13 protein-coding genes and 1 other RNA gene are annotated in these 12,461 nt (G+C 40.1%); 11 read left to right on the top strand and 3 right to left on the bottom strand.

Annotated features, from left to right (window positions below; all coding sequences use genetic code 11):
- The first annotated feature begins 201 nt into the window (after positions 1-201).
- Positions 202-837 carry a YppG family protein gene (locus tag MKY77_RS13905; protein WP_339146461.1) on the top strand — a complete coding sequence of 212 codons (636 nt, stop codon included), beginning with the start codon at positions 202-204 and terminating at the stop codon, positions 835-837.
- Between the two features lie 53 nt (positions 838-890).
- Here MKY77_RS13905 and MKY77_RS13900 read toward each other — a convergent pair whose 3' ends face one another.
- Together MKY77_RS13900 and MKY77_RS13895 are read right to left on the bottom strand one after the other, a co-directional pair.
- Complete coding sequence (locus tag MKY77_RS13900; protein WP_339149820.1) at positions 891-1,385, bottom strand: GNAT family protein; 495 nt, start codon at positions 1,383-1,385, stop codon at positions 891-893.
- Between the two features lie 67 nt (positions 1,386-1,452).
- A complete protein-coding gene (locus MKY77_RS13895) occupies positions 1,453-1,647 on the bottom strand; it encodes a hypothetical protein (RefSeq protein WP_237664524.1) in 195 nt (64 codons plus the stop codon).
- Positions 1,648-1,782: 135 nt separating this feature from the next.
- On the opposite strand from MKY77_RS13895, the gene MKY77_RS13890 reads away from it, so the two are divergent.
- Positions 1,783-1,932: a hypothetical protein gene (locus MKY77_RS13890; protein WP_339146460.1), complete on the top strand. Its 150-nt coding sequence runs from the start codon at positions 1,783-1,785 to the stop codon at positions 1,930-1,932.
- A 296-nt stretch (positions 1,933-2,228) separates the two neighbouring features.
- Here MKY77_RS13890 and MKY77_RS13885 read toward each other — a convergent pair whose 3' ends face one another.
- Positions 2,229-2,693, bottom strand: a complete 465-nt coding sequence (locus MKY77_RS13885) for an Hsp20/alpha crystallin family protein (protein WP_339146459.1) — start codon at positions 2,691-2,693, stop codon at positions 2,229-2,231.
- A 156-nt stretch (positions 2,694-2,849) separates the two neighbouring features.
- Here MKY77_RS13885 and MKY77_RS13880 point away from each other — a divergent pair, with 156 nt between their 5' ends.
- From MKY77_RS13880 to MKY77_RS13840, 9 genes are all read left to right on the top strand, one after another.
- On the top strand, positions 2,850-4,772 hold the full coding sequence (locus MKY77_RS13880) for a flippase-like domain-containing protein (RefSeq protein WP_339146458.1): 1,923 nt from the start codon (positions 2,850-2,852) through the stop codon (positions 4,770-4,772).
- A 164-nt stretch (positions 4,773-4,936) separates the two neighbouring features.
- Positions 4,937-5,149 (top strand): cold-inducible protein YdjO-related protein, encoded by a 213-nt coding sequence (locus MKY77_RS13875; protein ID WP_339146457.1) that lies wholly within the window; start codon positions 4,937-4,939, stop codon positions 5,147-5,149.
- 114 nt (positions 5,150-5,263) lie between these two features.
- Positions 5,264-7,531 carry a DEAD/DEAH box helicase gene (locus tag MKY77_RS13870; RefSeq protein WP_339146456.1) on the top strand — a complete coding sequence of 756 codons (2,268 nt, stop codon included), beginning with the start codon at positions 5,264-5,266 and terminating at the stop codon, positions 7,529-7,531.
- A 42-nt stretch (positions 7,532-7,573) separates the two neighbouring features.
- On the top strand, positions 7,574-8,809 hold the full coding sequence (locus tag MKY77_RS13865) for a ribonuclease H-like domain-containing protein (protein WP_342515360.1): 1,236 nt from the start codon (positions 7,574-7,576) through the stop codon (positions 8,807-8,809).
- A gap of 340 nt (positions 8,810-9,149) precedes the next feature.
- Positions 9,150-9,581, top strand: coding sequence for a spore coat protein (locus MKY77_RS13860; RefSeq protein ID WP_339146454.1), 432 nt, complete (start codon positions 9,150-9,152; stop codon positions 9,579-9,581).
- A 140-nt stretch (positions 9,582-9,721) separates the two neighbouring features.
- Positions 9,722-10,288 carry a DUF1273 domain-containing protein gene (locus MKY77_RS13855; protein ID WP_339146453.1) on the top strand — a complete coding sequence of 189 codons (567 nt, stop codon included), beginning with the start codon at positions 9,722-9,724 and terminating at the stop codon, positions 10,286-10,288.
- A 94-nt stretch (positions 10,289-10,382) separates the two neighbouring features.
- The gene (gene gpsB, locus MKY77_RS13850) at positions 10,383-10,688 is read left to right on the top strand and encodes a cell division regulator GpsB (protein ID WP_063560721.1); all 306 of its coding nucleotides are present in this window, start codon (positions 10,383-10,385) and stop codon (positions 10,686-10,688) included.
- A 62-nt stretch (positions 10,689-10,750) separates the two neighbouring features.
- Positions 10,751-11,142, top strand: an RNA gene (gene rnpB / locus MKY77_RS13845) — RNase P RNA component class B.
- 150 nt (positions 11,143-11,292) lie between these two features.
- Entirely contained in the window at positions 11,293-12,435 is a 1,143-nt protein-coding gene (locus MKY77_RS13840) for a class I SAM-dependent RNA methyltransferase (protein ID WP_339146452.1), read from the top strand.
- The last annotated feature ends 26 nt before the right edge of the window (positions 12,436-12,461 follow it).

Below are 12,461 nucleotides of genomic sequence, written 5' to 3'. Positions count from 1 at the left end.
GAAGTTAATCTTATGATAGCATGCAAAGACAATTTTTCTTGTTTTTTAAAAAATGAAACTTCCGACAAAAAAAGACGAATTTTGCGAACCGGGTAAGATTATTTGTAACCCGTTTTCTCCACTCCTTCAGTGATGGGAATAGGCACCTTTCCTGATTCCGATTCATATGTTAGGTATAGCTAGAAAAGAGGAGGGGTTTGAATGTTTAGGAGAATGTATGGCAGACCTAGACATTTATCATATAACCGCAACATGTCAATATTTAATCAGCTTCCTTTCTTAAACAACATTCTGCCTAACGGAAATGGTGGAGGAATGCAAGGGATGTTTCCTCAGCAGTTTATGGGTGGAGGGTGGATGAATCATCAGGGGTTGAATCCTAACTTCATGAATACGATGCCTTTTTCAGGAGGAAATGTTCCATCGTCAGGGTTTCCTACAAATATAACGAATCAGATGGGGCTGAATGCATATCCACCAAACATGCAAGTGGGGGTAGGAGGTCAGAATGCATATCAGCAAGGCATGCAGATGGGTGGAATGGGGCAAAATGGATTCCCTATGGGGATGCATATGCCTGGAATGGCTCAAGGTGGAGGTTTGAATGGAGGGTTAATGCCCAACCAGATGGGTATGCCTTTTATGAATCCATATCCGACTCAGTCACAATCAGCTAAACCGCAGGCATCTCAGGTGAGTTCTTTTATGAACCAATTCAAAGGCCAGGACGGAAATGTCGATATGAAGAAAATGATGGATACTGCGGGTCAGATGATGAACACGGTGAATCAATTAAACAATATGTTTAAAGGTCTCGCAGCTACCTTCAAAGCATAGATGTTACGATTCCCACGTAAAAGATGCCAATAAAAGGCATCTTTTTATATTGCTTATAAATGCACGGCCATATGTTCTTCGTCTAAGTATAAGCCATCCACATAAAGTGCGGCTTTTTCATATCCATATACTTCAAATCCATAGTTTTCATATAACTTTTTGGCAGATGTGTTGCTTGCTGCGAGCGTTAATTGAATTTGTTTCAATCCTGGAATCTTTTTAGCACGTGTTAGGGTGTATTCAAACATTTGCTTACTGAATCCTTTACCCCTATAATCTCTTGAAATATATACACCCCAGATGCTGCCTTTATGTCTAAACTTGAGTTTGTCTGCCCTCTGAAATCCGATCATACCAACAAGATCGGACTGATGAAAAAGGCCATAGATGAAAGAATCAACATCTTCTGGTATCTTTCTTTTTATTTCTTGTAAAGTATGTAATTTTTCTTCCGCGAAGCTTGAAGCAAAAGAAGCTGGTTCTTTTTGTAATGATTCCAACCTTAGCTTTTGATATTGCTCTGCATCTCTTTTATGTAATACACGCATCTCCAAAGCGATTCCTCCCGGCCGATGGTAAAAGGGAGAGTGGCATACTCTCCCTTTTAGTTGCCGTTTATTTATGATATTCACCTTTAGGTTCCTGTTCAAAGAAAAAGTTGTCTAGCTGCTCTTCTTCCTGATGGTTAAGGGAAGAACTGTAATAGGGATTTTCATCTTTCTGTTTATCATCAAGATTCGTCTTAATAACCAGTGAAGGCGAAGTTGATGGACTTGCGTACACTTTTTTATATGTTTCTTTGCTCATCATGTACACCTCCTAAAAATTATCCTGTGTCTGTAGATGAAAATTATGTAGAGATTAGGTAGAAATTCATTTCCAATCATAAAATGAAAAGCTTTTATCCAAGCTAAGAAGGAAATGTAAGAAAGGGGGGGAAATATCATGACAAACAGAAATGATAACAGAGAACGTAAAAATAAATACCCTAATAACCAGCACACCCAAGAAACTGCGAAAGAGCTCGCAAGTATTCAGATGGACTCGACTCCTGAAGAAAACGAAAAATACGGTTCTAAGTCACATAAAAACTAAAATACAAAAACAACGCAGCTATCCTGCGTTGTTTCAGACTGTTGACAAACTATAAACTAATTAGGTTATCTGTTGGAAGAGTTGATCTTCGTTCCAGGAGCTTCGCTTTCCGCGGGCAGTCCGGAAGCCTCCTCGGGCTACGCCCTGCGGGATCTTCCATGTCCTTTCCTCTCGCAGGAGTCTTCGCTCCTTCCACTGCGATCAACTAGAATATTTCATTATTTTAAGCTTTGTCTACACACTGAAACAACGCAGCTACCCTGCGTTGTTTCGTTTGTGGATCCGAAATGGAATAGCTAATCCTGAATATTGATTTGTTTTATGTTTTTCTTGGGTATGCGGATTTGCAAAAGACCGTCCCGGTAGTTTGCCTGTAGAGCGTTCAATTTCACGTAAGCAGGGACAGGGATGGTGCGCTTGGATTGTTTCATGGAATAACTGTTGCTTACATAACGGGTTGTGTCATCGATTGTTTCGAGTTGTTCTTCATTTTTGACCGAGATAGTTAAATATCTGTCAAAGGTTTCAATACTGATCTGTTCCTTCTTCACTCCTGGAAGCTTGCAGCTTACAATAAAATCTCCAGGTGTTTCTCTTGTTTCAATCGGTAGTGAAGCTTCCGCAAAGGTATTCCCGAAAAAATCATCCAGTTGCTGCAACATCCCTTTTATAGGGGAACTACTGAAAAAAGAATCAATGGATGTCATAAGGTTGTTTTGGGTATGTCTTTTCTGTGGAAACTTATCCTGATCATCTTTCATGGAATTTCTCCTTTCTTGCTCTTTATCATTACTATATTGAACCCTGCCTACATGGGTTACATATTTTAGTGATGGAGAAAACGACAAAATTTTCATGGTAAGCGCGTACAATCTATGATATTTTTGGAATTAAGAAGTTAAAAAAGGAAGTTTGTTATGCAGTTATTAAAAAATACATATTTTTTAAAAGTACTTAAGGTTGTTTTTCCGTTAACAATCTTGATTGTTTTATATATTGAAGGGAAAAAACAGATTCAATCCATTAATATGGTTCTTGTATTGGAAAAGATACGGGATATAGGATTTTTCTCTTTTGCGTGGCTAGTGATTTTAGGATTGTTGGCTGTTTCCACCATGATTTTTTACGATATTTTCATTTCCAGGGGGTTGAATTTGAAAATACCTTCAAGAAAGCTGGTGATTTACGGTTTTTCTTCCAATTCCTTCGCGAATTTTATGGGTTTTGGCGGTTTTGCGGGGGTAGGGTTAAGAACATTGTATTATCGCAAATATACAGGGGAATTCCCTATGCTATTAAAAAGTGTAACAATAATCCTGCCTTATATGCTTTGCGGTCTATCCTTATTTGCGTGGTGGATTGTCTTTTATGAATGGTCATACCCTGCTCTACTTTTAGAATATCCGATATTGAAATTGCCTCTCCTCATTATGAGCGGTTATTTGTTCTTCATTTTCATAGCAAGTCATTTAACGAAAAGCTTGCAAACAAGGCAACAGTTCATGCTGATAGGCGTTTCTATTTTGGAGTGGGCTTTTGCAGGGATTGTGTTCTGGCAGACTTCCGTTCTGTTGAATGTCGAGGTTCCGGTAGTCATAACCTTTACTCTTTTCTTTATGGCAGCCATTGCAGGTGTATTAAGCACAGTGCCAGGTGGTGTTGGGGCTTTTGATTTTGTGGTTTTAGTGGGATTCGCTTCTTTTGGGGTTTATGAAGAAAAACTGGTGGCACTGCTTCTCCTGTATCGTTTAGTGTATTATGTAGTGCCTTTTCTCATAAGTGTTGTTTTTTTCTTTTACTTTATGTTTAAGGAGAAAGCATGGAAATCGCTGTTGCCAGAAAGACGTTCTTGGTCGTTATTATGCCATCGGATCCTTTCCATATGGGTACTTATTGTGGGAGCATTATTAGTATTGTTTCCGGTCATTCCTGCAATCGTACGAAAAATTACCATTGCGAATGAATTTCTATCCATGGAAATGATGCAAATCTCCCATCAGTTTTCTATTACTATAGGTATCACTTTACTTGTTTTGGCAAGAGCCATTGAAGATAGGGTGAAGAGGGCATATTATTTTACATTTTTCATTCTTGCTTTCGGAATACTAGTAAGCTTTTCGAAAGGATTCCATTTCTGGGAAGCGGTTCTTTTCGTTGTTGCGATGCTACTATTGTATTTTTCAAGAAAGCTTTTTTACAGAAAAAGCAGTCAATATACTTTTGTGAAAGGCCTTATTGACGGTGTTATCCTTTTAGCAATTGCCTTGATTTATGTTATCGTGGGATCTCTCCAGATCTCTTATATACAACGTATTGTACCAAGGAGATTGCAAGACCTCTTTTCTCTTGATACACAGTCATTGTGGCAAGACGTAAGTTTTGGAGTATTGCTGGCAATCCTGCTTATCTATTTTGGTTTGTTTTTCAAAAGATGGAAGGAATCTTCCTCTTTGTTTGAGATGGTTTCTGAGGGTGAACATCATATTGCACACCCACTTTTCAACAATAAAACAATCTATGTCTACTCCTCTGATCAAGGAAATATTTATTATCAAAAATGGATGGACAATCTTATTGTGATGGAAAGGATCGAATTGGACCACGACTCACATATGCAGAGTGTTTTTCTGTGTCAGAAGTTTGAAAATGAGATGGATAGATACGGTTTTATCGTAATTGTTCCGAGTATAAATAAAGAAGAGGTTCCTTCTTTCCTTGATGCGGGGTTTCAGATTATTAAAGAAGAAGAAACAATCTATGCTTTATCGAATAATGTACCGCAAATTGTCGCAAAAACGAATATAAAATGGTTAAATCGCATCGTTAATAAAATGACATGAAGCATGCTTTTTCACTGAATATATGTTATAATTTAATGGAAGAGATTGTATGGCGAGGATGCTTTTTTTATTTTTTTCTTATTTTTTCCTCGTAAATTGGAATACTAAGAGTATATTAGTGAGGATAAACTGCGCCCCACCTCAACAGATAGGAGAGTGGTACTATGGCTTTTGGAAGAAGAGAAGTTGAAGAGATCGTTACCGAGGAAACGAAAGTATGGGTTTGTGAATCAGAGGATTGCAACGGCTGGATGAGAGATAATTTCAAGAACAGTGAGAGCGAAGTCCCTACATGCCCTTTATGTCAGAGTGACATGACACAATCCACCAAAGTCTTAGCAGTCATCAACAACTACAGTCAAAATCAGAAGATGTAAATACATTATCAGAACGGAAAACCAAGTGCTGAAAAGTGCTTGGTTTTTCTTTTTTAGACTTTACGAACCGAACGCTTATTCGCTAAAATAGATAGTAGACAATGAGGTGAGCGCATGAAATGGAGAAAAACGATTTATGAAGTTATTGACTGGATGAAAAGGGAAGAGTCGATAGCAAAAAATATTGTACACTGGGAAACAGTTCCTCCTAAAGAAGCACAGTCCGTACCATTCCCAAAAGAGATAGACAAAAGGCTATTACAATCATTAACCAATAGAGGTATTTCCTCTTTATATACACACCAGGCTGCTGCTTTTGAAGCAGCTATATATAAAAGACATTTTGTTGCCGTCACACCGACAGCATCCGGTAAAACGTTATGTTACAATCTGCCCGTTCTTCAAAAAATCGTTCAGAACAATGATGCCCGTGCACTTTATCTATTTCCTACGAAAGCACTTGCACAAGATCAAAAGAGTGAATTGAACGAAATCATTACGCAGATGGGCGTTCCAATCAACAGCTATACCTATGATGGAGACACCGCACCGACTATCAGACAAAAGGTAAGAAAAGCGGGACATGTGGTGATCACAAATCCCGATATGCTACATTCCGCCATTTTGCCACATCACACAAAATGGGTTTCACTCTTCGAAAACCTGGAGTATATCGTGATAGATGAACTGCATACTTATAGGGGGGTATTTGGCAGCCATGTAGCCAATGTGATACGAAGGCTAAAACGGATCTGCAACTTTTATGGCAGCAATCCAACATTCATTTGTACATCTGCCACAATTGCGAACCCGAAAGAATTGGCAGAAGAGCTGACTGGAGAATCCTTTGAACTAATTAACAATAACGGAGCACCATCAAGCAAGAAGCATATTGTTTTTTATAATCCCCCGATTGTCAATAAGCCACTCAATATAAGAAGGAGTGCCACATTGGAAGTAAGAAAGCTAGCCTCCGAATTTCTTCAGGAAAAAATACAGACCATTGTGTTTGCAAAGAGCCGGGTAAGGGTGGAGATCTTACTAACATACCTGAAAGACCTCGTGAAGGATCAGCTTGGGGAAAAATCCATTCAAGGGTATCGTGGAGGCTATTTGCCCACTCAGCGAAGGGCAATTGAAAAAGGTTTGAGGAATGGTGAGATATATGGTGTCATCAGTACAAATGCACTTGAACTCGGGGTCGATATAGGACAGTTACAGGTGTGTATCATGACTGGTTATCCAGGTACGATTGCAAGTGCTTGGCAGCAAGCGGGACGTGCTGGAAGAAGACAGGGGGAAGCAGTCATTGTAATGGTTGCAAGCTCCAATCCACTTGATCAGTACGTCATCCAGCACCCTGAGTTCTTCCTGAAGAGCAATCCAGAATCAGCAAGAATCAACCCCAATAACCTTGTTATTCTCGTTGATCATATTAAGTGTGCTGCATATGAGTTGCCATTTAAAAAAGGGGATACCTTTGATGGAGTGGAGTTAGAGGACATCCTTGATTATTTGACTGAAGAGAGGGTTCTTCACGAAAACGGAGGCAAGTGGCATTGGATGAATGACGCATTTCCTGCTCATAACATCAGTTTACGTTCAGCTTCCCAGGAGAACGTCATCATTGTCGATCAGTCCTCTGAACCAGCCAATAAGGTGATAGGAGAAATGGACCGTTTTAGCTCGATGACACTTCTTCATGATGAGGCAATCTACCTTCATCAAGGTGTTCAATATCAAGTGGAAAAGCTGGATTGGGAAGAAAAGAAGGCGTTTGTCAGGGAAGTCAATGTTGACTACTTTACCGATGCGAATCTTGCGGTTTCCTTGGACGTTCTGGAAGTGGACAAGCAGATGGAGTATTCCGCTGGTACCATATCTTTCGGGGATGTTTCTGTTAGAGCCATGGCAACGATATTTAAGAAAATCAAATTTGAAACACATGAAAATATAGGGTCTGGACCCATATACCTGCCTGAAGAAGAATTGCAGACGAGTGCCACATGGATAACCTTAGAGGAGGAAATCACACAAAGCCTCAAGGGAGATGATTTAGAAAAAAGTTTGCTAGGCATCGCACATGCCTTAAAACATGTGGCGCCTTTGTTGTTGATGTGTGAGCCGATGGATGTTCAGGTAGTCCCACAAGTCAAATCCACTCATGATGAGAAACCCGTAATATATTTCTATGATCGTTATCCAGGTGGAGTAGGACTTAGCGAAAAGGCATTTTCCCATATAAATGAACTACTTAGTAGAGCAAGCGAGTTGATTGGTAGCTGTCCATGTCGATCTGGATGTCCGTCATGTATAGGTGCGGATTATCCTGACGAAAATTCCAAACAGTTGGCCCTATCACTTCTTCGAGAACTTGTGTAGAGTGGGGTGAAAAGAATGAGCATGAGGAACAAACTCAAAAGGATGAAAAAACATCTACAAACAGATGCTTCCATATCAACAGAGAAGGAAGTGGATCGATTCAAAGAGACTTCTGTTTCCAGCCAGATTGAAATACCAAATACGAAAGAGTGGGAATCTTTCGGTACTAGGCCGTATTATGCCAATGGTGAGTATTGCCTTATCAGGGAAGTGGAATATGATTTGGACCATCGCCATGGAAAGTATAGACTTGGAGACCTGTTGCCTGTAATGAAAGAGTGGCAAGCATCTGACGTAGATCATCCATTATCTGCAAAAGGCCATCATGCTTCTGACCTATTCTTTTTTGATACGGAAACTACAGGGTTAAGTGGTGGAACGGGAACCACCATTTTTCTTCTTGGTTATGCCAGGTTGCTAGAAGATAAAGTAATAGTTAGGCAACACTTGCTTCCTGGCCCGGGTAACGAAGTGGCGCTTTATCATAGCTTTTTGGAAGAAGTAGATTACACGACATTGGTCACCTATAATGGGAAGGCATTTGATTGGCCGCAAGTGAGGACGCGTCACACGCTAGTAAGAGAGCATGTGCCGAAGCTCCCTTCCTTCGGCCACTATGATCTTTTGCATGCATCAAGAAGGCTTTGGAAAAATAAAATGGAATCGGTTAGGCTTACAAATGTTGAGAAGGAAATCCTTGGCATTCACCGTAAAGATGACGTACCAGGCTTTTTGGCTCCCATGATCTATTTTGATTATGTAAAAACACATGAAATGCGGGGGATTAAAGGAGTGCTCAAACACAATGAATGGGATGTGCTCACCCTCATTACCTTGTATGCACACCTGTCGAAGCTTCTTTTGGTCGGGAACGAAGAAAGAAATAAAATCGAAGAATTTGAGGTAGGACGTTGGTATGATGCATTGGGAGAAAAAAAAGCGGCAGCTGCAATATATAAGAACATTGTCGGTTCCTCTTGGGAGGCAACTTTTAAATTGGGTATGCTGAAGAAACAGGAGCGAAATTATCAAGAGGCTAGAATGCTGTTCCTCCAATGTTTTGAGCATGAAGATAACCCCGAGAAGGAAGTTGCAGGGATAGAATTGGCGAAAATCCTCGAGCATAAAGAAAAAGACGTGTCGCTTGCCTTGTTTTATACGGAAAAATCCCTGGATTATTACAATCAAAGAAATAAAGGTTTATCGAAAAACATTCCTTCCGTTATATCAGATTTTGAAAAGAGAATGAAACGATTGCAAAGAAAGTTGAATAAATGAAATTTTTTTCGCTTTTTGTCTTAATTTCTGTAAAACTTATATTGTCAACGTGCTTTTTACCATGTAAAATTAACTATTGTGAATGACAAAACTACTATTAGATACATGGGAGAGAGAGCACGTTGTCTAGATTTATTTTATGTCTGTTTTTTGTTGTTATCGGCCTTACGTTATTTGGTCTTTCCAATTTAAAGGAAAATATCTACACGATTTTACTATAAAAATGGTAGGAAAATGTATATATCTTGTGAAAATAGGTGTTTGTATTAGTACATGTATCTCCCTTCTTTCATAGTTTGTTAATGTAAAGAGAAAAACAAATTGAAAGGAGATTGAAAGTATGTACAACTGCAGACCTAACATGATGGCACCAATCGTCCACCCTACTAAATGTTGTGTAAAGAATCTTTATTCTACTACCGAGGTTCCTCACATCCATCCTTCACACACAACATATGTAAACAACCAACAGTTCCAACACAAACACTATTACCCACACACGGATTCCATGGTGGATTCTGTGTCTCACCAACACTTCAATTGTGGCCCTGGTGGCCCTGGAATGGGTGGTCTACCTGGTCAAGTGATGGGAGCACAAACCGGCCCTGGATATGGCCAAATGGGAATGCCTGGTCAAGTAATGGGCGCCCACGCCAATGTGGCATATGGTCAAATGGGAATGCCTGGTCAGGTAATGGGTGCACAACAAGGTCCTGGAATGGGACATGGCGGAATGCCTGGTAAATGTAAGTCTCATGGCTATGGAAGATAAGCGGATTTACCATTCGCTTTGCTAAAATAAATAATGGGGTGAAAGAACTGGCTTTATGTCAGTTCTTTTTTCCTTTACATAATTCGTATAAAACTTGCGCTTTTTTCGCTTTCTATTTATTATTTTAGATAGAGGTGCTTATGAAGGTATTAGTAATTACTGGGTATAAACCGCAAGAACTTCAAATATTTAAAAAAGATGATCCAGCCATCGGCTTCATTAAAAAGGCGATACAGAAACGGCTAACAGCTTTACTAGAAGAGAACAATGAGTTAGAATGGATTGTCATCAGCGGACAGTTGGGAGTGGAGCTTTGGGCGGCGGAAGTGGTATATGATCTGCAGCTGACATTTCCAGAGCTGAAATTGGCTGTCTTCACTCCATTTCTAGAGCAGGAAGAAAAATGGAGTGAGCAAAATAGGGAGTATTATGAGTTTATTTTGTCACAAGCTAATCATATTGATTCCATTACTAAAAAGAAGTACGAATCCCCTCTACAGCTACGATTAAAAAATCAATTCATCGTGGATAAGTCAGATGGATTACTAGTGGTTTATGATGAAGAGGGTCCGGGGAGTCCTAAATATATCATCGAGCTCGCCCGAAAAAAATCGGAAATATCCGATTACCCTTTATATATAATTGACAGCTATGAACTTCAACTTGTAGTTGAAGAAGAACAGTTTAATGACCCACAAAATTGGTAATGAGATAAGAAGAACTTATAAAAATAGAAATTGACAAGTGACCCATTAGTGAGAAACACGACAAATTGGGCACTCGCATTGAGGTGAGGAACTTATGCTATCAGATAAAATTAAGTTAACGTCAAAAGAAATCCTGGAAAAAGAGTTCAAATCAGGTATGAGGGGTTATAAAGCTGAGGATGTGGATAAGTTTTTAGATGTGGTAATCAAAGATTACGAAACGTTTTACCAGGAGTATGACCTATTGGTCCAAGAAAACGCAAGGCTGAAAAGACAGGTTGAAGAAGCAGGGAAAAAGCCACAGCAGACAAATACAAACAGTGGTTCTACCAACTTTGACATACTGAGAAGGCTTTCGAACCTCGAGAAACATGTATTCGGAAGCAAGTTATACGACTGACAGTAATTTACAGTTGCAATCATCGCTCAAATTTACTATACTATATTTTGCTGACATCAATAGTGATTGGGTAACCGCTACAGTTTCGGCTGTAGAGGAAAGTCCATGCTCGCACAGGCTGAGATGCCTGTAGTGTTCGTGCCTAGCGAAAAAATAAGCTAGGGTAGCTTGGTTTTCGGACGAAGCTAACGGCAGGGAAAGCACCTAAGTCTTTTAAGATATGGTGTTAATACCTTGAAAGTGCCACAGTGACGTAGTCTTACAAGAAATTGTAAGAGTGGAACGAGGTAAACCCCTCGAGCGAGAAACCCAAATAATGGTAGGGGCACCTTCTCTAAGGAACCAAACGATGAGAGGGACAGATACTTTAAAGTTTCTGTAGACAGATGGTTACCACCTGCGTACAAGGAGCGATCCGTTTGCAGTACAAAGGAACAGAACATGGCTTACAGATCACTATTGATTGAATGTCGCATCCAACTATGATTATGTAACATAAGCTCTCCTGTTGCCAGGAGAGCTTTATTTGATAGATGGGATATTTTTAGATACTTGTTGTAAAAAATACATAGTAGAAATCGATTACAGTTAGGGTGAAACTTTAGTGAAGAACTATACATTGATCGCAACCGCAGCAATGGGTCTAGAATCCCTTGTAGCAAAGGAAGTAAGAGATCTAGGTTATGAATGTACAGTGGATAATGGGAAGGTTATCTTCAAGGGGGATGCCATGGCAATCTGTCGAGCAAACCTTTGGTTACGTACAGCAGACCGCATCAAAGTAGTGGTGGGAGAGTTCAGAGCCACGTCTTTTGAGGAGCTTTTTGAGAAGACAAAGGCTCTGCCTTGGGGTGACTTTCTTCCGGAAGATGCTGAATTCCCGGTTATTGGGAAGTCGGTAAAATCCAAACTTTTCAGTGTGCCGGATTGCCAAGCTATCGTAAAAAAAGCAGTAGTGGAAAAAATGAAGGCGCATTACAATATTCAATCCGCCTGGTTGGATGAAAAAGGGGCCGTTTATAAAATTGAAGTGGCCCTGTTGAAAGATGTTGCTCAAATTACCATCGACGCTTCAGGTATTGGCTTGCATAAACGCGGCTATCGAGCTGACCAAGGGGAGGCACCGCTTAAGGAAACACTTGCAGCTGCCCTAGTCATGTTGACTAACTGGTATCCTGATAAACCGTTTGTTGATCCATTTTGTGGATCCGGTACTATCCCAATTGAAGCAGCATTAATTGGACAAAACATTGCGCCTGGCTTTAACCGGGACTTTGTTTCTGAAGATTGGCACTGGGTAGGAGAGGATTTATGGAATACCGCACGTGAAGAAATGGAAGACAAAGCCAATTATGATCAGCCCCTTGATATTGCCGGCTATGATATCGATCACCGTATGATAACGATTGCCAAAGAAAATGCATTCGAGGCTGGACTTGGAGAACTGATTGACTTTAAACAGATGCAAGTAAGTGATTTTACTACCAGAAAAGAATATGGAGTCATAATCGGGAACCCGCCATACGGCGAACGTCTCGGAGAACGACCTGAAGTGGAAAAGATGTACCGCGAGATGGGGAAGGCTTTCTCTGAATTGGATACATGGTCTGTTTATATGTTGACATCCCATGAAGGCTTTGAAAGCTTCTATGGGAAGAAAGCAACAAAGAAACGTAAACTATTCAATGGTTTCATCAAAACCGATTTCTATCAATACTGGGGTAAGCGCCCACCTAGAAAAGGATAGGGGACGTTTAACCCTTTCGAGCACAG

This window comes from Sutcliffiella sp. FSL R7-0096 (assembly GCF_038595065.1).
Lineage (GTDB): Bacteria > Bacillota > Bacilli > Bacillales > Bacillaceae_I > Sutcliffiella_A.
Note: the sequence above shows the minus strand (reverse complement) of the source record. Positions and strands in the feature narration are given on the sequence as shown.

Coding starts and splice junctions, on each gene's coding strand:
- MKY77_RS13880 (WP_339146458.1), top strand. CDS start 2,850: ATGCAGTTATTAAAAAATACATATTTTTTAAAAGTACTTAAGGTTGTT.
- MKY77_RS13870 (WP_339146456.1), top strand. CDS start 5,264: ATGAAATGGAGAAAAACGATTTATGAAGTTATTGACTGGATGAAAAGG.
- MKY77_RS13905 (WP_339146461.1), top strand. CDS start 202: ATGTTTAGGAGAATGTATGGCAGACCTAGACATTTATCATATAACCGC.
- MKY77_RS13890 (WP_339146460.1), top strand. CDS start 1,783: ATGACAAACAGAAATGATAACAGAGAACGTAAAAATAAATACCCTAAT.
- MKY77_RS13895 (WP_237664524.1), bottom strand. CDS start 1,647: ATGATGAGCAAAGAAACATATAAAAAAGTGTACGCAAGTCCATCAACT.
- MKY77_RS13860 (WP_339146454.1), top strand. CDS start 9,150: ATGTACAACTGCAGACCTAACATGATGGCACCAATCGTCCACCCTACT.
- MKY77_RS13875 (WP_339146457.1), top strand. CDS start 4,937: ATGGCTTTTGGAAGAAGAGAAGTTGAAGAGATCGTTACCGAGGAAACG.
- MKY77_RS13885 (WP_339146459.1), bottom strand. CDS start 2,693: ATGAAAGATGATCAGGATAAGTTTCCACAGAAAAGACATACCCAAAAC.
- MKY77_RS13855 (WP_339146453.1), top strand. CDS start 9,722: ATGAAGGTATTAGTAATTACTGGGTATAAACCGCAAGAACTTCAAATA.
- MKY77_RS13865 (WP_342515360.1), top strand. CDS start 7,574: ATGAAAAAACATCTACAAACAGATGCTTCCATATCAACAGAGAAGGAA.
- MKY77_RS13900 (WP_339149820.1), bottom strand. CDS start 1,385: ATGCGTGTATTACATAAAAGAGATGCAGAGCAATATCAAAAGCTAAGG.
- gpsB (WP_063560721.1), top strand. CDS start 10,383: ATGCTATCAGATAAAATTAAGTTAACGTCAAAAGAAATCCTGGAAAAA.